This is a genomic window from Rathayibacter caricis DSM 15933 (genome assembly GCF_003044275.1).
Taxonomy (GTDB): Bacteria; Actinomycetota; Actinomycetes; order Actinomycetales; family Microbacteriaceae; genus Rathayibacter; species Rathayibacter caricis.
Genome location: NZ_PZPL01000001.1, coordinates 1,575,563 through 1,599,776, shown reverse-complemented (window position 1 = coordinate 1,599,776; position 24,214 = coordinate 1,575,563). Strand labels below are relative to the sequence as shown.

Below are 24,214 nucleotides of genomic sequence, written 5' to 3'. Positions count from 1 at the left end.
ACCTCGGCGCGACGCGCAAGAACACTATCGCAGCGCTCAGCAGGTGTTCGTGACGAAGAACGCCTTCAGGAACCCGCCGGTCTGGTAGAAGTACTGGCCGATCAGGTAGTCGAACCCCATGGGCTCGTTCGAGGGGATCATCGAGATCTCGCCCGAGTAGCAGCGCTCCATGATCATCCGCGCGCGGACGATGTGCGGCTCGTTCGTCATCACGATCACCGAGTCCCAGCCGTACTCCTCGGCCATCCGCTCGAGCTGCCGCGCCTCGCCCTGGGTGGTCAGCGGTTCGGCCGCGTAGCAGAGGACGTCGCCGCCCTCCTCGTTGCACTTCTTGTACGTCTTGTCCTCGTAGTCGGCCTGCATCTCCGTCGGACCGACGGACAGCACCATCACGTCGGTGACACCCGACTCGATGATGCGGCGCGCGTACTCCACGCGCGCCCGGGTGGAGGGGCCGAGGACGAAGACGGCGTCGGCGTGCTCGGGGATCCGCTCGATGGGCGGAGTCACGTAGAGCGGGATCCCCGCGCCGAGCAGGGCGAGTGCCAGCAGGGGCACGAGCAGGGCCCGCCGCAGCAGGAACCACCAGCGCGGGACGGTCCGGACGACGCGCTTGGCCCGACGCCCGGTCGGGACGGGGGCGTCCGTCGATGCGGTTCCGGTCGAGACTCCGTCCATCGCCACCCCTCCTGATCCCCGTCGCGCTCGATCGACCCACCGGCGCCGATGATCCCGGGAATCCGGCGCACGGGTCTCATGACGTTATCTCAGTGCATGTTTCGCCGATGAATCGGGGAGATGAATTCTCCGTCACGTCGGACTGTATCGGCTCGTACCCCCAAGGAGTGGGACAGCGGGCACGGGTAGGGTGGAGGCGTTCCCGCGGCCCCACCCCGAAGCCCGGATCCCCCTCCTCGTCCGTCACCGCATCCTCTCGCCGTCGAGCCCCGGCCGGTCCCCGCCCGCCCGGATCGCAGCGATCCCACGTCTGCCCGTCCCTGCGGACAGCGGCGCCGCGAATCGGCGTCGAGGGCAGCCGGGGAGCCCGCATCAGGGCTCGTCCCGCTTCCACCCCACGTCCCCCGCACGCCCCCTGAGCCCCTTTGAGCCCCCGGAGCCACTCGTGAACCCCTCACCGCACACCCTCCCCCGCGAGCGGAGCCGCCCCGCGCGCCGTCGCCGCGGCGTCGTCGTCGGGGCCCTCGTCGCGGCACTCGCCCTGCTCGCCACCCCCCTGGTCTCCCAGGCCGCCTCGGCGGACACGCTGGACCCCGGCGCCGGGAACACCGTCCGCGTGCAGGAGGGCGACCCCGCCCTCGTGTACGACGGCCCCTGGCGCACCATGTCGGGCGGTGACAGCGCCGGAGGCATCCGCTTCCTCAACCGCGCGGGATCGGTCACGCTGACGTTCCGCGGCACCGGGTTCACCTGGATCAGCCGCACCACCTCCTACGCGGGCATCGCCTCCGTCTCGCTCGACGGCGACGACATCGCCTCGGTCGACCGCTACAGCCCCACCGCGAAGTACAAGGTGCCGGTCTTCTCGCGGAGCGGCCTGCCGGACGCGCAGCACACGGTGACGATCTCGTACACCGGCACGCGGGCCGCGGCCTCGAAGGACAAGAACCTCGTCATCGATGCGTTCGACATCGTCCGCGGCGACGGATCGACTCCCGAGCCGACCCCCTCGGACGCACCGACCGACGAGCCGGAGGTCCCGACGAGCGACCCGTCGACGCCCGCCCGACCGGCGCTGACCCCGTCCGCGACCGCTCCGCTCGTCGCCGAGGAGACCGACCCCGTCCTCGTGTGGAAGGGACGCTGGAAGAACCTGAAGGGCGGCGACAGCGGAGGATCGATGAAGTACCTGACCTCGGCGGGCTCCGTCTCGTTCGACTTCATCGGCACGTCCTTCCGCTGGCTCAGCCGCACGACCTCCTCCTCCGGCATCGCGAACGTCTCGATCGACGGAGGACCGGCGACAGCCGTGGACCGCTACAGCCCGAGTGCCGAGTACCAGGTGCCCGTCTTCGAGAAGAGCGGCCTCGACCAGGGCCGCCACACGGTGACCGTCTCGTTCACCGGGAAGAAGAACCCGAAGTCGTCGGGGAAGAACCTGATCGTGGACGCGTTCGTGCTCTCGGCCGACGGTCTCGCGGTCGGCGGAGTGACGCTCGCTCCCCTGACGGACGGCTACGCGGTCGCGTGGAACGCCCCGCTCTCCTCCGACGCCGAGTCCTACGACGTCTTCCGCTCGAAGGCCGACGGCTCCGACGAGCAGAAGCTCGCCTCCGTGTCCGACCCCGTGCGCCTCTACCGCGACGAGGACGCTTCCGCCGACGAGGACTACCGCTACTGGGTCGAGGGGGTCGACGACTCCGGACGCCGCGCCCGCCTGAACGAGGCCGCCTCGACGACGGACGCGCTGCGCTCGCAGCGCGCCGCCGTGGACGCCGCCTTCGACTGCCCCGCTCCCACGACGACGGTGTCCGACTCCGGCGAACTGGACTCGGCGCTCCGCTCCGCGCGCTCCGGCGACGTGATCCGCCTCGCCGACGGCGAGTACACCGGCGAGTTCGCGCTGCGGAAGAAGAAGGACGTCTGGATCTGCGGCTCCTCCGACGCCGTCGTGACCTCCGGCACGATCTCCTCCGGGACCGCGCTGATGCTCAACGACGTCGAGGACGTCCACCTCACCGGATTCACCGTGCGCGACTCCTTCCAGGGCGTCCAGGTGCTCGAGGGCGCAGGCGTGACCATCGCCGGGCTGACGGTCACGGGCATCGGCTACGAGGCGGTGCACCTGCGCAGCCAGACGACCGACTCCCTGGTCACCGGGACGACCATCCGCCGCACAGGACTGGTGACCGCCAAGTTCGGCGAGGGCGTCTACATCGGCACCTCCGGCCGCAACTGGTGCAAGTACAACGACTGCGACCCCGACAGCTCCGCCCGGATCTCGATCATCGACAACACGATCAGCGACACCGGAGCCGAGGCGATCGAGGCGAAGGAGGGCACCCTCGACGGGTCGATCCTCGGCAACACGGTCTCGGCCGGGTCGCGCCTCGACTCCAACACCGCCTCGCTCGTCCTCGTGTCGGGCAACGAGTGGCGGGTCAGCGGCAACACGGCCACCGGAGGCGCGACGTACGGCTACCAGGTCATCACGCACGCCGACGGCTCGGGCAACGACAACTCGATCGACGGCAACCTCGCCGTCGGCACGACGTCGGCGCCGGTGTACCTGCACCAGCCGTCGAAGTGGACCACCGAGGGCAACACGCTCAGCTGCTCCAACTCCGGCGCAGACCCCGTCGGAACGCAGCCCTGCACCCCGTGACGCACTGACCGGCCCCGCGCCGGCCCGAGCACCCGCGCCGCCCGCGTCGACCTGACGGGGGCGGCGCTGTCGTCGCGGGGCTGGTCGCTCGAGGCCCTTACTCCTGCTGATCGAGCAGGCCACCGCCCGGAGACGGTCGGTCTCGATACGCCCCTCCGGGGCTACTCGACCAGCAGAGGAAACCCCCCACCCCCGCTGATCGAGTAGCCCGAGCAGCGGGCGTATCGAGATCCACCACCACCTGGAGCAGGCGGGGCCACCCGACCAGCAGAAGAGGCCACCCCTGCTGATCGAGCAGCCCGCGCAGCGGGCGTATCGAGATCCACCGCCGCCCGGAGCCTGAGGGGCCACCCGACCGGCGAGAGGGGTGCAGACGACGAAAGCGCGTGCCGCCCGACGGGAGTCGGGCGGCACGCGCTTCAGGAGGGGTCGATCAGACGATCGCGGGCGCCTTCTGCAGGCGGCGGCGGGCCACGACGAGCGCGCCGACGACCGGGGTGCCGGCGGTCTCGATCCAGTGGGTGTCGGCGGCGGCCTGACGGCCCTCGACCTTGCCCTCGACGAGGACGAGCACGGCCGCATCGGCCAGCCCGCGGAACGCGATGGACTCCTCGGTCGAGCCGACCACTCCGGTGATCAGGAGCACGATGTCGTAGACCTGCTCGAGCTCGCGGATGACCGCGCGCAGGGCCTCGGGACGACCTGCGGCGGCGGCGTTGCGGCCACCGGCGGGCAGGAGGTCCATGCCGTCGTCCTGGCGACGGACCACGGCGGCGTCGAGCGAGGCGGTGCCGGACGCGACGTCGCGCAGTCCGGGGCGGCCCGCGGCGGCGTCGGCGAGTGCTGATCCGTCGGAGGTGGCGTCGACCAGGATGACCGAGGAGCCGACGGCGGCGATCGCCTTGGCGAGGAGCACGGCGCTCGTGATGTGCGGCGTGCTCGAGGTGGCGGGAGCCAGCGCGAAGGAGCTGACCGAGCGGGCGCGGCCGATCGAGGACAGCTCGAACGCGACGGCGGAGTACCGGGCCGGGATGCGGTCCGAGGCGAGGAGTTCGCCGAGCTTGGCGACCTTCGACGGCACGACTCCGAGGAGCGGGCGCTCGAGGGCGGTGCGCACGTCGTCCCCGTCGCGGATGCGGCGGTCGAGCGCGGTCAGCACGATCGCGACACCGACGCCGATCACGGCGCCCGCGAGCAGGCCGAGGATCAGCAGGACGATCGGGCCTCCCGTCACCGGGATGACCGGAGGAATCGCCTGGCTGAGCACCTCGAGCTGGATGACCGGAACGGGCTGAGCCGTGACCGCCGGCGTCTCGGTGCCCTGCACAGAGGCGTCGAGCTGCGCCGCGAGGGCGTTCGCGATGACCGCCGCCTGCTCGGCGTTCGGGTCCGTCGCTGCGATGGTGATCACGACCGACTCGAGCTCCGAGGTGACCTCGACGCGCGAGGCGAGGTCCTCGATCGTCTCGTCGAGCCCGAGGCTGTCGATCACGCCCTGCAGCACCGTGTCGGAGGTGCCGAGGGCGACGAAGGTGACCGTCGCCTGCGCTGCGGCGCTGTTCGCGGCCACCCGGTCACTGGTCGAGAGGGCCCCCGTGGTCGAGACCGCCACGTAGACGCGGGCCTCCGCCCGGTACTGAGGGAGCACGACCGAGTTGACGATGAGGGCGCCGATGATTCCGATCAGCGTGAAGACGACGATCACGATCCATCTGCGCCAGATGCCGGCGACAAGTCCGTTCAAGGTCATGATTCTGGTGTCCCTTTCGTGATCGGCACCGTGGGTGCTCGGCAGCCGACTCTAGCGTCGTGATGTTTCAGCCGGGTTCCGCGGCTCATCGGAGAAGGTGCAGCGAGGGGCTGCGGATCAGAGATTCGCCTGCAGGAAGGCGAGGATCGCCTTCTTGTTGTTCGGCGTGTTGTTCTGCAGACCGTGGTGCTGCTCGCCGTCGATGCCGACCTCGGCCGCCACTCCGACGCCCTGCAGCGCCGCCTGCATCGCTTCGGCCTGCTCGACGGGGACGAGCTCGTCCTCGGACGTGAGCCAGATCTGGGGCGCATCGCTCGCGTCGACCGCGGTGATCGGCGACGCGGGGATCGCCTGGGGGCAGGACTCGCTGACGGACTCGCACCCCAGGTACGAGACGATCTGCTGCTCCGCCTCGGGGGCGGGATCGCCGAGGGTGAGGCCCGCTTCGGTCATGTCGGCGACCGCCGAGAAGGCGACGACCGTCTTGACCCGGGAGCCCTCGCTCAGCGGGCCCTCGCCCGCGGTGCCGAGGGACGCGGCGATGATGGCGCCGGCGGAACTGCCCATCGCCCCGATGCGGGCGGGGTCGATGCCGAAGCGCTCGACCTGCTCCGGGTCGCGGAGCCACTCCACGGCCGCCTGCGCGTCCTCGATCTGCCCCGGGTAGAGGCTCTCGGGCAGGAGGCGGTAGTCGATGGTGAAGGACGCGTAGCCGCGCTGCGCGTAGTAGGCGCAGAGCTCGGACATGCCGCCCTCGTTCCGGGCGCCCTCGACGAACCCGCCGCCGTGCATCAGCACCAGGGCCGGGAGCGACCCGGTCTCGCCGGTCGGGAGGCAGGCGTCCGCCTTCAGCGACGCGCCGTCGATCGAGCGGTACTCGATGGCCTTCTCGGTCGTGTAGCCGACCGGGGTGGAGACCGGGCCGGGACTCGCCGTGCAGCCTGCCAGCGTCGCGGCGGCGGCCAGGGCCATCGCCAGGAGTCCGGCTCTGCGGTACGTGGTTGCCTTCGTCACTCTTCGGTGTCCGCCTTCGTGGATCGGGGGGAGGGAGGTGTGCGGGAGCCGATGTCCGGTGTGCTCACGGAATCGGTCGCGCGGGCTTCGGGGCTGACGGCGGGCGTGCCCGGGCGCGGCTTGCGCTTGGCTCCGGGGCCGCCGAGGATCGCGGGCGGCACGTAGATCCAGCGGATCTTCGAGAGGTACCGGGTGACGAAGAGGGAGATCACGACGGCCAGGACCAGGACGACGAGCAGGAGGGGGACTTCGAGCCCGGCGAGGCGCGAGCGGTCCTCGGGGAGGGCGAAGCGGAGGAACGTGATGCTCGCCACGATCACGTAGAGGTGCAGCAGGTAGATGTGCAGGCTCCGTTCGCCGCACGTGGTGACGAAGTGCAGGAACCGCACGCGGGACAGCGAGCGGGCCACCAGGATGCCCATCGCGACGGCCGCCATCTGCGCCGCGAGCACCAGGAACGGCACCCAGCGGACGGGGAAGACGAACAGCACGGCGCTGAGCACGAGAAAGACCGGCGTCACGATGAGGTAGGCCTTCGCGCCCTTCTGCTCGACGAAGTCGATGATCTTCTTCGAGTAGAGGGTTCCCACCAGGAAGAAGACGAACAGGGCGCCGATGCGGTTCCAGCCGACGTTGGTCGTGTTGATCAGACCGGTGGTGAACAGCGTGCCGAGGATCGCCGCGAAGGCGACCTGCACCCGGTGATCGACCCTACGCAGGAGCCAGGCCCCCAGGGTGAACAGGAAGAGGCCGTAGATGAACCAGTAGCTGCTGCTGGGCCAGAAGAAGAGGAGGAGCAGGTTGAGCGGGTCCGTCGCCGGCAGCTCGCCCAGTCCGCCGTTGGCGAGCGGGACGACCAGGTAGAAGACCATGCGCAGCACGGACCAGATGACGTACAGCCAGAGCAGCGGGTAGAGCCTGCGGCGCCAGAGGTCGCGGAAGGACCATGTGGGGATCCGGCTCCCGAAGAGCCCCGAGACGAGGAAGAAGACCGGCATCGGGAAGAGCTCGAAGACGACCTTGATCCGGCCGAGCGTGTTCTCCACGCCGATGTCGCCCAGGTACAGCGAAGTGTGGTAGTACACGACCAACAGGATCGCTGCGCCCTTGGCGAAGTCGACCCATTCGCGCCGAGCATTGGCCGGCGCCTTCATCATCTTGACCATCTCCACCCCCCTTTGCACTTCTCGGACCACCCTCGGATCCAGCCGCTCCACAGGACCGGGCAGGGCCCGGCACGCGTCGCAGCCCGGCCAGCCTACGGGAGGCGCGACACTCACACCTACTTGGAAGGATTCGGGGGGACACGTGGTACCGATCCCGCCGAGCCTCCGGCGGCGTCCCCCTTCGTGAGGGTGCCACCGGACGGTCACCGTCGGGCGCGACCCGCGTCCATCGCCCGCCGGTACAGCGCGGGTGCTCCCCAGGCGAGCGCGAAGAGCACGGCGCGCTTCGCATCGCGGTGTCCGGCGAGCGCGATCAGGTGCCGGAGCGAGGCCTCACCGTGCGTCTCGCGCCAGAGTCGGTCCGCTTCGCCGGCCTCGTGAGCCCCGGACGTGGCGTCCTTGAAGCGGGACAGCAGGTTGAACCGCGCCTGGTAGTACGCGAACTCCGGCGAGCCCGTGAGGCGGGGATCCAGGCCCTCGGCCGTCTTCTCGACGACCCGAGCGAGCGCCGCGAGCGAGTCGGCCCGCTTCGCACCCGACCGGATGATCGACCCCGAGCGGAGGTGGTACTCGTACACCCGGTCCGGGATGACGGCGACCTCGTCGGCCGCCGCGAGGAGCTGGGCCACCTGCGCCTGGTCGGAGTGCTGCCGGATCCTCGTGAAGTCGATGCCGTCGAACAGGGTCCGGCGGAACAGCTTGTTCCAGAGGTGCCCGGTCAGCTCGCCCACGAGGAGCGCGTCGAACGCGCCCCGGCCGCTCAGCGCCACGGGTCCGCGGAGACCTCCGATCGGAGTCGTGCCTCCCGGCTCGACCGTGACGGCGCCTCCCACGACGACGTCGGCCCTCGTCGACAGCGCCGCGGCCAGCAGGATTTCGACGGCGTCGTCCGGCCAGACGTCGTCGGCGTCGACCATCCAGATCCACTCGCCGCGGGCCTCGCCGACGCCGCGCTCGCGAGCGGCGGCGACTCCGGCGTTGACCTCCTGGGTCAGCGGGCGCACGCGCTCGTCGCTCTCCGCTGCACCTCGGGCGATCTCGCCCGTCCGGTCCGTCGAGGCGTCGTCGACGACCAGGATCTCGATCCGGTCGTGGGTCTGCCGGAGCAGCCGCTCCAGCGCCGAGGCGAGGTGCTCCTCCTCCTGGTGGCAGGGCAGCACGATCGAGACGAGCGCCTGGGCGGAGGTCACGGCTGCGCCATCACTCGCGCGAGCACGATCTCGAGCGCGCGACCGCTGGACTCGAGCGAGAAGCGGTCGAGCCAGCGCTCGACTCCGGTGACCTCGAGCTCGCTCGCTCGGAGGAGGGCGTCGGCGAGGTCGGAGGCGGAGGCCGTCAGCGACAGCTCGCCGGTGAGACCCGGGACGATCGCGTCGGCGACGCCGAGGGCGCCCGAGACGGCCACCGACGGCACTCCGGCGGCCGCGGCCTCCACGAGCACGTTGCCGAAGCCCTCGCGCAGCGACGGGAGCAGCACGACCGCGTTCTCGTCGAAGTGGGTGAACCAGTCCTCGACCCAGCCCATGTCCTCGAAGACGACCTGCCGCTGGGTCGCCTCGGAACGCATGCTGTCGAGCAGCGGCCCGCCGCCGAACGAGACGACGCGGACGTCCACGCCGCGGCGGCCGAGCTCCTCGGCCGCGCGGATCGCCAGCTCGGGCCGCTTCTGCACGACGAGGCGGCAGGGCAGCACGATCTGCAGGCCGTTCGCCGCGCCCGGTACGCGGTGCACGCGCTGCGTGAGGTCGACCTTGGCGGTCGCGGGGTTCGGCACCACGGTGCAGCGCTCGCCCGAGACGCCGAAGCCGGCGACGAGCTCGCCCGCCACGGGGTGCGAGATCGCGATCACGTGGTCGGCACGGCGGTACAGGGTCTTCGCGAGACCCAGCTGCACCTTCTGCACCTTTGAGAACCCGGGGATCCCCAGCGAGACGAGGTTGCGCTCGCTGACGATCGTCTTGGGCCGGTAGCGCTTCGGAGTGGTCTCGGCGGCCGCCAGGAGCACGATGTTCGGGTAGCCCTGCAGGCCGATGGCGACGTCGGGGGTGCGGCGCTGGAAGAGCTCCTTGAGCATCTTCGCCTTGCCCACGTGGCCGGTGCCGTTGCCGATGCGGTGCAGGACGGCGCCCTCGGGGAGGTACTCGTCCGTGGCCTTCGAGGAGGTCGTGACGACGTCGACGTGGTAGCCCTGATCGAGCAGCCACTGCATCCAGGTGCGGGCGACGAACTCGGCCCCACCGCCGTGCAGCGAGGTCACGACGAACATGATCCGGTTCGGACGGGTGGACGGTGCTGTCGCGCTCATTTGACGACCTCCGAGTCGAGTCCCTGGGTGTTCAGCGCCGAGAGCCGGGTGACCTCGGGCAGCGCCGCGGCGATGGTCGCGCGCAGTCCGCCTCCGTCCGGTCCGGTGAGGATCCGGTCGAGCACGGGGAGGACCGCGTCCGCGAAGCCCGGGACGGGCTCGACGCAGAGCTCGGGCAGGCCGATGAGGCGCATGATGCCCTCGACCTTGCCCTGGGTGGCCAGCGTGATCGCGGGCACTCCGAGCGAGAGCGACATGATCGCCAGGTGCATGCGGCCGGTGACGACCAGCAGCGCGTCCTCGGCGAGGCCGCGGATCTCGGCGGGGAACAGCACGCGGTCGACGACGGTGACGCCCTCGGTCCCGACGCGCTCGGCCACCGCGCGCACCGCGACCTTGTCGTCGCCGATCGGACGCGAGACGTGCGGCAGGAGGACGACGTGCACGCCCGCGGCGCGCAGCCGGGCCACGATCCGCTCGTACTCGGGGACCTGGTCGACGGACTTGGCGACGAGCGCGCTGGCGTTCACCAGAGCGTAGGGGACGCCGACGGGCAGGTCGAGCGCGTCGCGGGCGCTGCGGTCCCGCGTCCGGGCCGAGAACACGATGTCCGTGACCTCGACGACGCCCTTCGCGCGGTCGCCGCGGGCGCGCTCGGCCGAGACCGGGTCGCGCAGCATCGGGACGGCACCGGCGCGCGACGCGGCGGCGAGGCTCCGCTTGGCGGCCAGGCGGGCGCTGCCGTTCCAGCTGAAGCCGAGGATGCGCGTCGGCACGCCGGCCTCGGCGGCCAGCTGCGCGAGGAGGGAGCGGCGGACGGATCCGCGGAGGCTGTACTTGCCGTCCATCATGTCGGCGCCGATCACTGAGAACGTGCTCGCGCGGCGCACCAGCTCGGCGAAGCGGCGGAGGTCCGCTGCGTGGTCCTCCCCCACTCCGTAGACGAGGTGCGACAGGACGACGACCTCGACGCGGTCGGCCTGATCGGCGGGGACGACGACATCACCGGCGAAGCGCTCGATGATGACGACCGGGCCGGAGGTGTTCTCGAGGAACGCCTCGAGCATGGCCTGATCGCCGATGTTGCCGCTGCCCGGCGCGGCCAGCAGCAGGTGCGCCGAGGGGGCGGCGGGGAGCGACGACACGGCGGCCCGGAAGACCTTCGCGTCGCGCTTCGCGGGAAGGAGCGTGGTCGTGACGAAGTCCTTCTTCCAGGACTTCACGACGCCGAGCTTGAGTTTCATCGGTCTCTTTCACTAGGAGTAGCGGCGGGGTCCGACTCGAGGGTCGGCTCGTCGGTGGGGACCGGAGCGGCGGCGGCCTTCGGCGCGCGCTTGAGGTGACGGCGGGCATCGGCGAGCCCGAGGATCTGGCGGCGGAACGCGGGGAGGACGAGCGTCCACAGGCCGACGCCGACGAGCACGGCGGCCACGCCGACGGCGAGGCGGAGGATCGGCACGTCGGCCGGGAGCGCGATCGTCGCGAAGAACGCGCCGACCGTGATGCTGCCGAACACGACGAGGCTGCGCAGTCCGTTGAGGAACATCTCGCCCACGGGGGCATCCGAGGTTCGGCCGATCCAGAGCAGCGCGATCGGCCAGGTCAGGGCGAGGGACGCGGCGTAGGCGACGGCCACTCCGGTCACTCCCCAGTTCGAGCCGACCAGGATCAGGACGACCATCAGCGGGCGGGTGCAGAGGCTGTACCAGACGCTCTGGCGGACGAGGTTCTTCGCCAGGAACACCCACCAGGAGCAGTAGGCGGTGGCCTGGAAGAAGCCGGCGACGAGCAGGATCTGGAAGATCGGCACCGAGGCGAGCCAGCGCTCGCCGAGCAGGATCCGGATGACCGAGTCCGCCTGGGATCCCAGCACCGCGAGCACGAGGCCCATGACCGTCAGCATCGCCGACTGACCGAACAGGATGAAGGTGCGGAAGCGCTCCTTCTCGTCCTGCAGGCGAGAGAGCACCGGCAGGGCGACCCGCTGCGCGGGCGCGTTCAGCTGCTGCAGCGGCAGCATCATCAGCTGGAAGGCGCGGTTGTAGAGACCGAGGTCGACCGGGCCGAACCGGGCGCCGATGATGACCGAGTCGACGTTCTTGCTGACGTAGGTCAGCGCCTGCGTCGCGAAGACGCCGCCGCCGTAGCGGAGGAACGCCTTCATCGGCTCGCCGCGGCGGTAGCGGCCGGGGAGCCAGCCCGTGATCGCGATCAGGACGATCACGCCGACCAGCGGCTGGACCACCTGGGACGCGGCGAGCGCCCAGTAGCCCGCTCCGGACAGGGCGAGGATCACGCCGAGCGCGAGGCCGATGACCTGACCCGCGATGTCGACCGCGGTCAGCTTCACGAAGCGGAGGTGGCGGGCGAGGTCGGCGCGGAACTGCGTCGCGACTCCGTTGAGGAGGAAGGTCGACGAGAGCGCGACGGTCAGCAGCTGGAGCCGCGGGTCGCCGTACAGCGCCGCCACCGGCCACGACGCCGCGATCACCAGGAGCGTGAGCACGAGGCCGATCGCGGAGTTGATCCAGAAGAGGTTGCTCTTCTGCCCGCGGCTGATCTCCTTCGCCTGGATGGCCGCGGAGGAGAGCCCGAAGTCGCGGAAGATCTCGCCGATGCCGATGATGGCCGTGACCATGGCGATCAGGCCGTAGTCGGCCGGCGCGAGCAGTCGCGCCAAGATGACGATGCTCCCGAGCTGGATGACGATCCGGACCGCCTGGCCGCCGATCGTGACAGCGGCGCCGCGGGTCGCCGAGCGACCGAGACTGCCGGGGGCCTTGGGCGCTGCGCTCATCGCTTGGGCTTCTTCTTCCTGATCACGGCGTCCTGGTACGCCTCCTTGAGCTGGAGTCCGAGCCGGTCCCAGTCGCGTCCGGCGAGGGCAGGGGTCCCGGTGCGGGGGCGGGCGCGGAGGTCGGCGATCGTCGCCGTGATCGTCTCCGGGGTCAGCTCGCCGTCGTACTCGATGACCCAGTCGCTGCCCACCTCCTCGGCCAGGACGGAGTTGGCGGGCGTCCTGGGGACGAGGACGGGCCGGGCGAGCGAGAGGGCGACCAGGATCGACCCGGAGTTGTGCATCTCGCGGTACGGCAGCACGACGAGCTCGGCCAGGGCGATCTCGGCGACCATCTCGTCGTCGTCGACCCGGCGGAGGGTCGCCGAGACCCGGTCGTCGCGCGCGGCGCGCTCCTCCACGAGCTCGCGCTGGCCGGCGCTGGGGCTGCCCACGACGTGCAGGGAGAGCGTCGGGTCCTCGACCCCGCGGAAGACGTCGATGAACTCGACGACGCCCTTGTAGGGGCGGATGATGCCGAAGTACAGCAGGCGGCCCCGCTCGGACGGCGGCTGCGGGTGGCGGGCGAACTGGTCGCGGTAGTGTCCGTGCAGGATCGTGACGGCCGGGACTCCGGCCGGGGTGACCGTGGTGGGGTTCAGCCGGACGAAGAGGTCGGTCGCCTTGTCGATGCGCCGCAGCGAGCGCCGCTCCGCCACGGGCCCCTTCTCGTGCGGCTCGGCGTTGTGCACCGTGCGCACGAGCGGGATCCGCTGCAGGGCGAGGCGGACCAGCAGGACGTCCAGGGCCCGGCGGCGCAGGAACCGGTGGCTCCGGCTGCGGCCGCGGATCATGAGCTCGGGCCAGTGCACGTGCAGCACGTCGTAGCGGGCGGTCAGGGCGCTCCGCCACGAGAAGAAGAGGAGCTCGACCCCGGGCGCGAGCCCGTCGACGATCGAGTCGACGTACTGGGTCGTGTCGTCCGGCGGCGCGAGCGACTGCTGGACGACGAGGTTCGCGGCGCCGTCGCGCCCGCCCGTCATCGCCCGCTCCTGGCGGTGACCGGGGCGTCGAAGATGCGGGCACCGCGCGGCTGGCGCCGCATGCGGATGCCCCTCGAGAACTCGGGCACGTGGACCGGGTTCAGGCAGATGATCACGAGGAAGCCCAGGAGGAGGTGGCTCGAGCGCACCGCGTCCATCGCGTTGTAGCCGGCGAGGCAGATGAGGAAGCCGAGCAGGGCGGTCGCCGGGGCGACGTCCTTCTTGGAGAGTGCACTGACGGCGAGGGCGACGACGAAGACCAGGAAGAAGACCACTCCCGGGATCCCGATGCTGATCAGCAGCTGCAGGAACGAGTTCTCGATGACGACCTCCGAGAAGAGGCGGCCGGTGATGCCGGAGGTCCCCGCACCGGAGCCGAGCCAGTTCGAGAAGTCCGCCGCCTGGAGCGCGACGGTGATGCCCTCGTTGCGGGCATCGGCCGAGATCTCCGCGTCGAGGTTGCTGTTGCGGGCGGTGACGGGCTCGAAGTTGAGCACTCCGACCGCCGCGATGATGCCCGCGACGGCGATGGAGCCCGGCCGCGACAGCGACCGGTTCGGATTCATGAAGGCCACCGCGACGAGGGTCACGGCGATCGCGATGCCGACCGCCGCCATCGGGCCGCGCGAGACGGTGCCGACGACTCCTGCAGCGGCGATGATCGCGCAGATCAGGTCGGAGCGGCGCGAGCCCTGCAGCCAGGCGCCGAACCCGAGGGCGGCGCCGACCGTGAGGAACGTGCCGGCGAGCAGAGGGTGGCCGAAGGTCGCCTCGGCCCGGTACAGCGACCAGTGCTGGGTCGACACGCGGCCGAGGATCTCGTAGACCGTGCCGTACAACGGCGAGCCCTGCAGGACCAGCTCGATGCAGGCGTAGAAGCCGAAGACGGCGGCGAGGATCACCCAGGTCTTGCGCAGCAGCACGGCTTCGCGCTGGGCGTCGAACACGAAGAGCGGGAGCATCACGCAGACGGCGATGCTGAGCATCCACGAGACGCCGGCCGAGGCGTACTCCGAACGGAACGAGACCACGGCCGACCAGGCGAGGAGCGCGAAGCCGCTCAGGATCGCGATCGCGCGCGGCGCGGTCAGCACCAGCTCGCTCGTCCACGACCGGATCGGAGCCCTCCACAGCTCGGGGGAGAGGGCGCGGCGCACGACCCAGACGATCAGCACGACCGCCCACAGTGTCACGCGCGCGGTGAAGCCCGACGGAGTGAGGGGGGTGGGGACGATCGCGAAGAGGGCCAGGGCGAGCGCGGGGAGCCAGTGCGCGGGCACCCGGAGCACGACGAACGCTCCGGCGATCCCGCCGGCCGCGAGCACGACGAGGCTGGCGCTGCCGGTCATGGAGCGCGTGGTCATGACGTAGAGCAGGCCGGCCACCACGACGGTGGCGCCCGAGAAGAGACCGGCGACGACGAGCCGACGGGGCAGGAGATCGATCACGGTCGTGGATCCTTCTGGAGTCGGAGCGGGAGGAGGGGGCGCGGGCGGTGCGGAGGCCGGCGGGGCGATCGGAGGCGCGGTGGAGCGGGGACTCCGGCCGTCACCGGACGGTGGGCCGGATCGGGGAGCCGAGGATGAAGGAGCGCATCTCCTCGACGTAACGACTGTAGGGGCGGGACCGGGCGATCCGACCCACTTCCTCCGCTCGGGCTCGCAGACCGGCCGGATCGCCCAGCAGCCGCGCGGCCGTCTCGGCGAGCTCGTCGGGCCGCCCGGGCGGGACGACCGCCACCGCGAGGTGCTCGTACCCGCGGATCCCCCTGACGTCGGAGGCGATGACGGGGGTGCCGCGCGTGGCCGCCGACGCGAGGCGCACGTGCCCGGTGCTCTTGCGAGTGTCCTTCAGAGCGAGGACGTAGAGCTCGCTCGAGGAGAGGAGACGGTCGTGCTCCTCGCGGGGCACCTCGACGAGCACGGTGCTGCCGGGGGTCGCCGCCCCGCGCGCACGCTCGACGTCGCGCCGGTCGCAGACCGCGGTGAGGGGGACGCCCAGCTCGCCGAGGGCCGCGAAGAACGTCTCCCAGTCGCAGGAGTTGCGCCCGGACGCCATCGCACCGCTGCGCACCGAAGGCTCGGCGGGCGGGAGGCGGTCGTCGAACCAGTAGAACGGCACGTGCGCGATGCGCTCGGGCGGGATGCGGAAGCGCTCGATGTACTCCTCCCGCTCCCACGCGGTCATGACCTGGATGCGCGCCACGGCGCGGCCCAGAAGGAGTCGGTAGAGGCGGACGGCGGCGGCGCCCTTGAGCCCCGGACGGACCGAGCTGGGCATGAACTCGGTCAGAACGAGCTTGCGCCGACCGGTCAGGGCTAGGAAGCCCGCGAGCACGACGACACCGCCGATCCGGCGGGTCCCCTCCGATGTCAGCACGAGGTCGTAGTCGCGGCTGCGGAGGCACATCCGCACGGTGGTCCGCCACCGACGGAGCGCACTCGTGCTCGTGCCTGCGACGTCCGCGCCCACGACCCGTCCGTACCAGGTGTCGCTCAGGATCCGAAGGGGTGCCGGTTCCGCCATCGATCAGGCCGGGCCTTCCCGCAGCCAGCGCGCGAAGGTCGTGAGCATGTCGGCGTTGGTGGAGGAGGGCACCGTGTGGCCGTTCGGCCTGTCCTCGCCGGAGTGGACGACGATGGTCGCCTCCTTCGCCTGGGGCAGCGCCCGGCGGTAGAAGCGCCCGCCGTGCATTTCGAGGGGCACGAGCTCGTCCTCGGAGGAGCCGGTGACGCGCAGGCGCGCGCCGGCCCAGGCGGACTCGGGCAGGCGGAGGGGGTTGGCGGCCCGGACGGCCGCCGGGTCGTTCCCGTAGATCGGCAGGACGCGCGAGGGATCGCGGCGGGACAGGTCCTCCATGTCGAACGAGCCGCTCGCGTGGTACGCGCCGCGGATCGCGGGCACCATGCGCTTGCCGTACGCCCAGGCGAGCAGCGTGCCGCCGCCCGAGTTCGAGCGGAGCAGGCTGGCCGAGACCGTCCACACCGAGGTCACCCACGCCGCCGCCTTCGTCTGAGCGGCGAGCGCGACGGGGTTCGTGTACAGCGAGCCGCCGTAGTTGGGGCAGATCGAGACGAGTCCCTGGTCGACGGCCTGGTCGGCGGAGTACTGGTACGCGCCGGACAGCGCCGCGTAGTTGCTCCCGCTGGCGTGGTAGTACCAGATCATCGAGACCGCGGTGCCCGGCTTCGCCGAGTGCGGCACGAACAGCCGGGCACGATCGCCCGAGATCACGACGTCGATGACCTCGTACTTCTTCCTGCCCACCCGCGAGGTCGCGGTGTCCGTCCGCGAGATCTCGCCGGGCAGTCGGGGGATCACCGAGTAGTTCGGGGCGGCGGAGGCCGGCGACGCGACGACCAGGGTCGCTCCGACTCCGGCGGCGGCCGCCGACGACAGCAGCAGGGCTCGTCGGGAGATCCGGGGGGACGGCGATCGGGTCATGGCGGAGTCCTTCACAGGCGGTCGAGGTGTGTGGCGCGGGGCCGAACGGTCCGAGCCGCCCCGAGGCTCTGCGAGATCACTCGCCCGCCGATCCTACGGGGCGGGCCGTCTCCGTGCACGGTCGCCGGGGCCGTGGGCACCTCAGCCCCGGGCCCGCCGGGGCACGAGGCCGCCGATGAGCGACGTCAGCCGCCGCCACCGCGAGCGGGGGTTCGGCACCGAGGTCTGCAGCACGAAGCGCGGCCGCTCGGCCGCCGCGACCACCCGGCGGCTCGCCGCGTGCTCGAGGATCTCGCGGGACAGATCGCCCGCCTCCGCGTGCACCGCGAGGCCCGACTCCGCGAGTCGTGCCGCGATCTGGACCTGGTGGTCGTCGACGTGCTCGCCGTGCGCGAGGCGGCGCGGGACGAGGATCGGGACGCGGCCCTGCTCGATGGCGCTGAGCGCGGTGCCCACTCCCCCGTGCGCGATCACGACGTCGGCCTCGGCCATCGCCGCCACGAGCTCGCCGTGCGGCACCGAGGGCCGCCCTTCGATGCCGAGGCCGGAGACGTCGGTCATCCCCGTCTGCCAGAGCACCTCGACGCCCTCCAGCAGAGGCACCACGGCCTCGAAGAAGCGGGAGAAGGGGTACCCGTCCTGCGTGCCCACCGAGACGACGGCACGGCGGATCGGCTGCGGCGGCACGTCCTCGACGTGGTAGTTCTCGAAGATCGCCCCGCCGAAGCGCCAGCGCGCATCGGCCCAGGAGCGGTACTGCGTGTAGGTCGCGACGCCGGGGAGCTTGGCGAGGATCCGTCCCGAGAACGAAGGGCCGTCGACCCGCGCGGCGCTCTCGATGTAGTGCGCGGGGATCCCCCGCAGCACCGCGAGGGGCAGGATCGAGAGCGCGGGGCTCGCTCCGGTGCTGAAGACGGCGTCGAACCGGCGGCGGCGCAGCAGGCTCCAGCCGACGAGGACGTTGCGCAGCAGGGGGACGACCGCGCGCGGCGGCGCCTCGTGCAGTGCCGCGACCTCGCGACCCGCCAGGAGGCTGCGGCTCAGTCCGCCCTCGGGAGTCGCCCAGAACTGCTCCTCGACCGGGATCCGCAGCTGCTCGGCCAGCGTGTGCAGTTCCGACAGGTGGCCGCCGCCGGAGCAGACGAACAGATACGACGCCACGGCGTTCCTTTGCTTCCGGTCGGGGGGAGCCGATGGTGAGGGGGCGGTCACCACAGGGTTCACGAGCAACCTGCGTAGTGCGAGACGGATCGGAGCCTAGCAGGACTGCATCCCCACCCGAACTGGGGACTTCGAGCGGCTCCTCCGCCGATGCCGCCGCCGCCCTCCCACGTCCTCACCCGATGGTCAAGGACGGGCGCCCGACGACCCGGAGTCGTAGCGTCGGACTCCCGCGCCCGATCCGTGGACGCGACGAGAGAGGCCACTGATGAGCGAGAACGAGCAGAGCCGGCCGGTCATGGACGGCAGCGACGACGCGACCAACGACGAGAAGCTCAGCGGCCTCGTCGAGCAGGTCGACCACGACCACGGAGCCGAGGGCGCCGGAGCGATGGCCGATGCGCTGCGCGACCGCGCCGACGAGACCGACACCGACATCGTCGACGAGAAGGAGTGACGCGCGGCCGCGCCGATCCGGGGCCCGGCGCTCCGATCGGCGCGGCTCCCCTCAGCTCGGCAGGGCCGCTCGGGCGCCGCGGAGGAAGACGGCGGTCATGATCGCGCGAGTGCGCGCAGGCGAGGCGTCGAGGGGGCCGAGGAGGTCCTCGATCCGCTCGAGGCGGTCGTAGAGGGTCTGCCGCCCGATGCCGAGCGCCGCCGCGGTGGCCGTCTTCCCACCCCAGAGGGAGGCGTAGGTCTCGAGCGTCGGCAGCAGGTCCGGCCGCTGCGCCAGGAGGGGCCCGAGCAGGTCCTCGACGAAGTCGTCGGCCTCGTGCGCCTCGCGCAGGGCGCTGGCGAAGCGCTCGAGCCGGTGCTGGCGGGCGTCGATCACGCCCCCGGGCCGGGCCCACTCGCGCACCCCCCGCACCTCGGCGAGCTCCCGCTGGAGCGAGCGCTGGTCGCCGATACCGCTCCCGACGCACACCTGGCCGGCGTGCATACCGGCCGCCCGATCGAGCAGCTCGGCGCGCGCCCGCTCCATCGCCGCCGCCGTCGAGAAGGCGAGCAGCGCGAGGACCTCCGTGCCGACCACGCTGAGCACCGGCTCCGACTCGCCCACCGCGCGCAGGGCGCCGCGCACCTCCCGCAGCACCCGCTCGTCGTGCTCGACGTCAGCCGAGACCCCGAGGTAGCGCTCGCGCCCGCCCGCACCGAGCCGCTCGAGGAACGCGTCGACCTGCAGATCCAGCGTGCTGGGCGGCTGCGGAGCGCTGAGCACCGCGATCAGCTGCGCCGCGAGCCGCTCGTCGACCGACGGAGGCCGGTTCCGGAGGACCGCGATCGCGAGCACGTCGGGCGCCCGATCCAGGGCCACCGCGACCGAGTGCACGTCGGCGTCGACGTGCGCGCGGAGGTACAGGGTGCCGAGCAGGGAGTCGCCGGCGTGCAGCACTCCCGAGAAGGCGCCCGCTGTCCTGGCCGTGTCGATGCCCCCGCCGGGATCCGCCCGCGCGAGGGGCTCGCCGGTCGCGGAGACGAGAGAGGCGCTCGCGCCCGTCTCGGAGGCGACGACCTGCAGCAGCTCCTCCACGGTCGCCTCCCCGGCCGCCGCCTCGCCGAGGCGACCGGACAGTCTGTCCGCCAGCCGCAGACTCCGGAACTTCTGCTCGGTCAGCCGGGTGTTGATGCTCTCGCACACCTGCACGAACGGCACCCGCTTCGCGAGCGAGAGCACGGGGAGCCCGAGCCGGTCGGCGGCCGCCACGAGCGGCGCGGGCACCTCGGGCAGGCGCGGCGAGAGCTCGACGGCCAGGGCACCGACTCCGGCCGCGACCAGGGATTCCACGTAGCGGCGGCACTCGCCGGGGTCCTGGTCCGACGCCAGGTGCACGCCCTCCATCAGCAGCAGCTCGCCACCCAGGAGGAGCGGTCCGACGTCGAGCTGCTCGCTCGCGTGCGCCCAGCGGATCATCGCGCGCAGCGCCGGGTCGCCTCCGGCCACGACGACGGGGAGGGCGGCGGAGAGCAGGGGGTCGCGGAGGGCGTCCAGGAGCAGGTAGGCCATACAGAACGTCCTCTCGCGTCACGGCGAATTTACACGGGGGCGCGTCGCGCGAAACCGGTCCGGAGCAGAGTGGCCTCACCGCCGGTCGAGGACCTCCCGCACCACGTCCGCCCGGCGCCCCCGCTCCCCCACCGCTCCACCTCACTCCGAGAGGATCCGCCATGAGCACCGACGCCCTGCACGGCACCGCCGATTCCGAGGAGGCGCTCGCGCCCCTCCCCGACTCCCGTCGCACCGCCCGCCTCGACGGCCAGTTCTGGATCTGGGCCGGCGCCAACATCGCCCCGATCAACTGGGTCCTCGGCGCCCTCGGCGTGAACATGGGCCTGGGGCTCTGGGACACGGTCACCGTCCTGGTGCTGGGCAACGTGGTCGGCATGGCCGTCTTCGGCTTCTTCGTGCTGCTGGGGCAGCGCACCGGAGCGACGGGCATGCTGATCGGCCGGGCCGTCTTCGGGCGCCGCGGCAACTACGCCCCCGCGGCGGTGCAGGCGGTCGTGGTGATCGGATGGTGCGCCATCAACACCTGGATCGTGCTCGACCTCGTCATCGCGCTGCTCGGCTCCGTCGGACTCGTCGATCCGGAGGAGTCGAACGTCGGATGGAAGATCGCCGTCGCGGCGGTGATCATGGCGATCCAGGTCGGGATCTCGTTCCTGGGCTACCGCGCGATCGCCGCGTTCGAGCGCTGGACCGTGCCGCCGACCCTGATCGTCCTCGCGCTGATGTCGGTCGTCGCCTGGTTCTTCCTCGACATCGACTGGTCCTACGCCGGCCCGGCCGAGGGCGCCCTCACCGGCGGCGACCGCCTGGCCGCGATGTCGATCGTGATGACCGCGATCGGCATCGGCTGGGGCCTCACCTGGCTCGCCTACGCCGGCGACTACTCCCGCTTCGTCAGCCCGCGCGCCTCGCGGCCGAAGCTGTACTTCGCGAGCGTGCTCGGCCAGTTCATCCCGGTCGTCTGGCTCGGCCTGCTCGGTGCGACCCTCGCGACGAAGAACGGCGGCGTCGACCCCGGCGAGCTCATCGTCGACAACTTCGGCGCCCTCGCGATCCCGGTGCTGCTCCTGGTCGTGCACGGCCCCATCGCGACGAACGTGCTCAACATCTACTCGTTCAGCATGGCCACGCAGGCGCTCGACTTGCGGCTCGGACGCCGCACCCTCAGCCTCATCGTCGGCGTCCTGGCCTTCGCCGCCGCGGTCTTCTTCGTCTTCCAGGACGACCTGGCGACCACGCTCGACGCGTGGCTGGTCGGACTCGTCGGCTGGGTCGCTCCGTGGGGCGCGATCGTGCTCGTGCACTACGCGGTCTTCGAGAAGCGCGTCCGCTCCTTCGGCCACCTCTTCGCCCCGGTGGGATCGCCGCTGCTCCCGGACGTGCGCTGGCGCGCCCTGCTCTCGTTCGCGATCGGCGCGACGCTGACCTGGATGTTCATGAACGGCTCCGTCCCCGCCCTGCAGGGGCCGGCCTCGACCGCCCTCGGCGGCATCGACGTCTCGTGGCTGGCCGGCGCGGTCTCGGCCGGCGTCGCCTACCTCCTGCTCGGACGCCGCGACGCGGTGGCCTGGGTCGAGAGGCGCGAGGCCCTGGAGCCGGCGCCACGGGCGGCCGAGCCGGTCCTCGGGTAGCCGGCCGCGTCACTCCGCTCTCCTCCTCACCCCGCCGTACCGCCCGCACCACTTGCTCCAGACGCTCCACCGCACCTCGAACCACGAACGGAACCGCCATGCCGCTGCTCATCACCGACGCCTCCGTCATCACCATGGACCCGGTCTCGGGCGCCGTGCCGATCACGGCGAGCATCCGGATCGTCGACGACGTGATCGTCGCAATCGGCCCGGGGCTCGTCGCGGAACCGGGCGACGAGGTGATCGACGGCCGCGACCGCCTCGTCACCCCCGGCTTCGTCAACGCGCACACCCACTCGTGGGAGTACCTCTACAAGGGGCGCTACGACAACCTGCCGCTCGAGCTGTGGATGCTGCTCTCGTATCCGATCCTCGGCGACAGCCGCGTCGCGCCGGACCTGGTGCGGCTGCGCTCGTCGCTGTTCGCGCTCGAGTCGCTGAAGGCCGGCGTGACGACGCTGGTCGACGACGTGCTCGAGAACCCGGATCAGGACGCCGCGCAGCTGGCGGCGGTGTTCGACGCGTACGACGAGATCGGGATCCGGGCGAACATCTCGGGGCACGTGATCAGCAAGCCGTTCTTCGAGACGATGCCGTTCCTCGAGGAGCTGCTGCCGGCGGACGTCCTCGAGTCGGCGCGGGCGGCCTCACGGCCGACCACCGAGGGGTACCTCGCGTTCAGCCGCGAGGCGTTCGCGACCCAGCACGGGCGCGGCGGGGGCCGGCTGCGCTACATGGTCGCCCCCTCCGCTCCGCAGCGGGTCGCGCCCGAGCTGCTGGTCGGAGCGACCGAGCTGGCGCTCGAGCACGACGCGGAGTGCCACATCCACGTACTCGAGACGAAGACCCAGCTCGTCACGGGCGAGGAGTCGTACGGGGGTACCCTCGTCGAGTACATGGAGCGGATCGGGGCGCTCTCGCGGAACACCACGTTCGCGCACGGCATCTGGCTCACCGACTCCGACATGGACCGGGTCGCGGCGGCCGGCACGTCGATCTCGCACAACCCGCTGTCGAACCTCAAGCTCGGCTCGGGCATCGCGCCGTGGCGGGCTCTGCACGACGCCGGAGTGAACCTGGGGCTGGGCACCGACGGCTGCTCGAGCAGCGACTCCCCGCGGATGCTCGACGTGATCAAGGCCGCGGCCCTGCTCCACAAGGCGACCGATCCCGACCTCGCGTCGTGGCCGACCGTGGCGGAGGTGCTCACGGCGGGCACGATCGGCGGGGCCCGCAGCGCGGTGCTGGACCACGTCACCGGCAGCATCGAGGTCGGCAAGCAGGCCGACCTCGTGCTGTTCGACCTCGAGACCCTGAACTTCACCCCGCGCCAGCGCCTCGAGAACCAGCTCGTCTACTCCGAGAACGGCTCCTCGATCGACACGGTGATCGTGGCCGGCCGGGTCGTGGTGGCGGGCGGCGAGTCGACGACCGTCGACGAGAAGGCGCTGCGGGCGGATCTGGCGGCGCAGCTGGGCGGGATCGTCGCGTGGCAGGACTCGCTCGACCGCACCAACGGCGTGCTGACCGCGCCGTTCCACCGCATGTACGAGCGGGCGATGGCGCGCGACGCGTCGATCGACCGGTTCAGCGGGCGGCGCCTGGTCTGACGGCTCGCACTCGGGGCAGCCGGGGAGAGGGGCCGGTCGGGCGCGGGTCAGTCGGCGAAGATCTCGCCGACGGGCTCGCGCTTCTCGGCCTGGAAGCGGTCCTCGGCGCGGCCGAGCGCCCAGTAGGCCGACAGCGACAGGGCGCGGCGCTCGAGGCCCCAGTCGTCCTGCAGGAGGGCGCGCAGCTCCTTCATCGCCCCGCGCTCGCCGTGCGCGAAGACGTCGAGCACCCCGGTCGGCCGCGGCTCGGCGCGGACGGCGGCGACCAGCGCGCGGCCGGCGGCGAGCTCGCCGCGGTGCAGCCAGCGGACCTCGACGCCGTCGGGTGCCGGAAGGGGCTGCTCGTCCTCGACGCCGTGCACCTCGATCAGCGCGAGACCGCGCGCGTGCGCGGGCATCGACTCCAGCGCCGCGGCGATCGCCGGCAGAGCGGAGTCGTCGCCGAGGAGCAGGTGGAACGCCCCCGACTCGGTGCTCGGCGACCACGCGCCGCCCGGGCCGTTGAAGGCGATGCGGTCGCCGGGGACGGCCGACGCGGCCCACGGCCCCGCCACTCCGTCGTCGCCGTGCAGGACGAAGTCGATCGCGAGGCTGCGGTTCGCCGGGTCGACGGAGCGGATCGTGTAGGTCCGGCGCACGGGCAGGTCCTCGGGAGCGAGGGTCGCCCGCAGCGCGTCGAGGTCGTAGGGCGGCTCGACGTCGACACCGGCGCGGGGCAGGAGCAGCTTCACGTACTTGTCGGTGGTCGCGAGAGCCGCGGGGTCCGCCTCCGCGGCGAAGGCGTCGAAGCCCGGACCGCCGAGGTGCACGCGTGCGAGGTGGTCGCCGAACCGCTCGGTCCGCAGCACGGTCAGCACGTGCTGCGTGCGCACCGGGCGCTCGCCCCGAGGACGGGCGGCGGCGGGGCTCGCGGACGGGGAGGCGGAGGCGGAGGCGTCGGTCATCCCTCCAGCATGCCCTCCC

General features: G+C 71.8%; 19 protein-coding genes. 4 read left to right on the top strand and 15 right to left on the bottom strand.

The features are described from left to right. Positions 1-36: 36 nt before the first annotated feature. Positions 37-678: a YdcF family protein gene (locus C1I63_RS07280; RefSeq protein WP_107574343.1), complete on the bottom strand. Its 642-nt coding sequence runs from the start codon at positions 676-678 to the stop codon at positions 37-39. A gap of 445 nt (positions 679-1,123) precedes the next feature. Here C1I63_RS07280 and C1I63_RS07275 point away from each other — a divergent pair, with 445 nt between their 5' ends. Then, on the top strand, positions 1,124-3,343 hold the full coding sequence (locus C1I63_RS07275) for a right-handed parallel beta-helix repeat-containing protein (protein WP_107574342.1): 2,220 nt from the start codon (positions 1,124-1,126) through the stop codon (positions 3,341-3,343). A gap of 433 nt (positions 3,344-3,776) precedes the next feature. Here C1I63_RS07275 and C1I63_RS07270 read toward each other — a convergent pair whose 3' ends face one another. From C1I63_RS07270 to C1I63_RS07215, 12 genes are all read right to left on the bottom strand, one after another. Further along, positions 3,777-5,093, bottom strand: a complete 1,317-nt coding sequence (locus C1I63_RS07270) for a Wzz/FepE/Etk N-terminal domain-containing protein (RefSeq protein ID WP_107574341.1) — start codon at positions 5,091-5,093, stop codon at positions 3,777-3,779. A gap of 117 nt (positions 5,094-5,210) precedes the next feature. After that, entirely contained in the window at positions 5,211-6,107 is an 897-nt protein-coding gene (locus C1I63_RS07265) for an alpha/beta hydrolase (RefSeq protein ID WP_107574340.1), read from the bottom strand. After that, positions 6,104-7,273: an acyltransferase family protein gene (locus C1I63_RS07260; RefSeq protein WP_146168393.1), complete on the bottom strand. Its 1,170-nt coding sequence runs from the start codon at positions 7,271-7,273 to the stop codon at positions 6,104-6,106. Before C1I63_RS07260 ends, C1I63_RS07265 begins: the two co-directional genes overlap by 4 nt. A gap of 203 nt (positions 7,274-7,476) precedes the next feature. Then, complete coding sequence (locus C1I63_RS07255) at positions 7,477-8,463, bottom strand: glycosyltransferase family 2 protein (RefSeq protein ID WP_170116340.1); 987 nt, start codon at positions 8,461-8,463, stop codon at positions 7,477-7,479. After that, a complete protein-coding gene (locus C1I63_RS07250; RefSeq protein ID WP_107574338.1) occupies positions 8,460-9,578 on the bottom strand; it encodes a glycosyltransferase in 1,119 nt (372 codons plus the stop codon). Before C1I63_RS07250 ends, C1I63_RS07255 begins: the two co-directional genes overlap by 4 nt. Further along, positions 9,575-10,822: a polysaccharide pyruvyl transferase family protein gene (locus C1I63_RS07245; RefSeq protein ID WP_107574337.1), complete on the bottom strand. Its 1,248-nt coding sequence runs from the start codon at positions 10,820-10,822 to the stop codon at positions 9,575-9,577. Before C1I63_RS07245 ends, C1I63_RS07250 begins: the two co-directional genes overlap by 4 nt. Next, positions 10,819-12,375: a lipopolysaccharide biosynthesis protein gene (locus C1I63_RS07240; RefSeq protein ID WP_107574336.1), complete on the bottom strand. Its 1,557-nt coding sequence runs from the start codon at positions 12,373-12,375 to the stop codon at positions 10,819-10,821. The genes C1I63_RS07245 and C1I63_RS07240 overlap by 4 nt, the downstream gene beginning before the upstream one ends. Continuing rightward, positions 12,372-13,397, bottom strand: coding sequence for a glycosyltransferase (locus C1I63_RS07235; protein WP_107574335.1), 1,026 nt, complete (start codon positions 13,395-13,397; stop codon positions 12,372-12,374). Before C1I63_RS07235 ends, C1I63_RS07240 begins: the two co-directional genes overlap by 4 nt. Beyond that, a complete protein-coding gene (locus C1I63_RS07230) occupies positions 13,394-14,845 on the bottom strand; it encodes an O-antigen ligase family protein (protein WP_107574334.1) in 1,452 nt (483 codons plus the stop codon). Before C1I63_RS07230 ends, C1I63_RS07235 begins: the two co-directional genes overlap by 4 nt. Before the next feature lie 100 nt (positions 14,846-14,945). After that, complete coding sequence (locus tag C1I63_RS07225; RefSeq protein ID WP_170116339.1) at positions 14,946-15,869, bottom strand: glycosyltransferase; 924 nt, start codon at positions 15,867-15,869, stop codon at positions 14,946-14,948. Between the two features lie 57 nt (positions 15,870-15,926). Further along, positions 15,927-16,841 (bottom strand): hypothetical protein, encoded by a 915-nt coding sequence (locus C1I63_RS07220; protein ID WP_107574332.1) that lies wholly within the window; start codon positions 16,839-16,841, stop codon positions 15,927-15,929. Positions 16,842-16,982: 141 nt separating this feature from the next. Beyond that, on the bottom strand, positions 16,983-18,002 hold the full coding sequence (locus C1I63_RS07215; RefSeq protein ID WP_170116338.1) for a glycosyltransferase: 1,020 nt from the start codon (positions 18,000-18,002) through the stop codon (positions 16,983-16,985). Positions 18,003-18,270: 268 nt separating this feature from the next. Between C1I63_RS07215 and C1I63_RS07210 the strand changes: the two genes are divergently transcribed. Then, positions 18,271-18,459 carry a hypothetical protein gene (locus tag C1I63_RS07210; RefSeq protein ID WP_055785881.1) on the top strand — a complete coding sequence of 63 codons (189 nt, stop codon included), beginning with the start codon at positions 18,271-18,273 and terminating at the stop codon, positions 18,457-18,459. A 51-nt stretch (positions 18,460-18,510) separates the two neighbouring features. Here the strand turns inward: C1I63_RS07210 and C1I63_RS07205 are convergent, their stop codons facing one another. Then, positions 18,511-20,007, bottom strand: coding sequence for a PucR family transcriptional regulator (locus tag C1I63_RS07205; protein WP_107574330.1), 1,497 nt, complete (start codon positions 20,005-20,007; stop codon positions 18,511-18,513). A 161-nt stretch (positions 20,008-20,168) separates the two neighbouring features. Here C1I63_RS07205 and C1I63_RS07200 point away from each other — a divergent pair, with 161 nt between their 5' ends. Both C1I63_RS07200 and C1I63_RS07195 read left to right on the top strand, forming a co-directional pair. Beyond that, positions 20,169-21,641, top strand: a complete 1,473-nt coding sequence (locus tag C1I63_RS07200) for a purine-cytosine permease family protein (protein ID WP_107574329.1) — start codon at positions 20,169-20,171, stop codon at positions 21,639-21,641. 98 nt (positions 21,642-21,739) lie between these two features. Next, on the top strand, positions 21,740-23,251 hold the full coding sequence (locus tag C1I63_RS07195; protein WP_107574328.1) for an amidohydrolase family protein: 1,512 nt from the start codon (positions 21,740-21,742) through the stop codon (positions 23,249-23,251). Positions 23,252-23,298: 47 nt separating this feature from the next. On the opposite strand, the gene C1I63_RS07190 is transcribed toward C1I63_RS07195, so the two are convergent. Beyond that, a complete protein-coding gene (locus C1I63_RS07190) occupies positions 23,299-24,195 on the bottom strand; it encodes a siderophore-interacting protein (RefSeq protein WP_107574327.1) in 897 nt (298 codons plus the stop codon). Between the last annotated feature and the right edge of the window lie 19 nt (positions 24,196-24,214).

Coding starts and splice junctions, on each gene's coding strand:
- C1I63_RS07200 (WP_107574329.1), top strand. CDS start 20,169: ATGAGCACCGACGCCCTGCACGGCACCGCCGATTCCGAGGAGGCGCTC.
- C1I63_RS07245 (WP_107574337.1), bottom strand. CDS start 10,822: ATGAAACTCAAGCTCGGCGTCGTGAAGTCCTGGAAGAAGGACTTCGTC.
- C1I63_RS07250 (WP_107574338.1), bottom strand. CDS start 9,578: ATGAGCGCGACAGCACCGTCCACCCGTCCGAACCGGATCATGTTCGTC.
- C1I63_RS07190 (WP_107574327.1), bottom strand. CDS start 24,195: ATGACCGACGCCTCCGCCTCCGCCTCCCCGTCCGCGAGCCCCGCCGCC.
- C1I63_RS07205 (WP_107574330.1), bottom strand. CDS start 20,007: ATGGCCTACCTGCTCCTGGACGCCCTCCGCGACCCCCTGCTCTCCGCC.
- C1I63_RS07195 (WP_107574328.1), top strand. CDS start 21,740: ATGCCGCTGCTCATCACCGACGCCTCCGTCATCACCATGGACCCGGTC.
- C1I63_RS07220 (WP_107574332.1), bottom strand. CDS start 16,841: ATGACCCGATCGCCGTCCCCCCGGATCTCCCGACGAGCCCTGCTGCTG.
- C1I63_RS07235 (WP_107574335.1), bottom strand. CDS start 13,397: ATGACGGGCGGGCGCGACGGCGCCGCGAACCTCGTCGTCCAGCAGTCG.
- C1I63_RS07240 (WP_107574336.1), bottom strand. CDS start 12,375: ATGAGCGCAGCGCCCAAGGCCCCCGGCAGTCTCGGTCGCTCGGCGACC.
- C1I63_RS07260 (WP_146168393.1), bottom strand. CDS start 7,273: ATGGTCAAGATGATGAAGGCGCCGGCCAATGCTCGGCGCGAATGGGTC.
- C1I63_RS07280 (WP_107574343.1), bottom strand. CDS start 678: ATGGACGGAGTCTCGACCGGAACCGCATCGACGGACGCCCCCGTCCCG.
- C1I63_RS07270 (WP_107574341.1), bottom strand. CDS start 5,093: ATGACCTTGAACGGACTTGTCGCCGGCATCTGGCGCAGATGGATCGTG.
- C1I63_RS07210 (WP_055785881.1), top strand. CDS start 18,271: ATGAGCGAGAACGAGCAGAGCCGGCCGGTCATGGACGGCAGCGACGAC.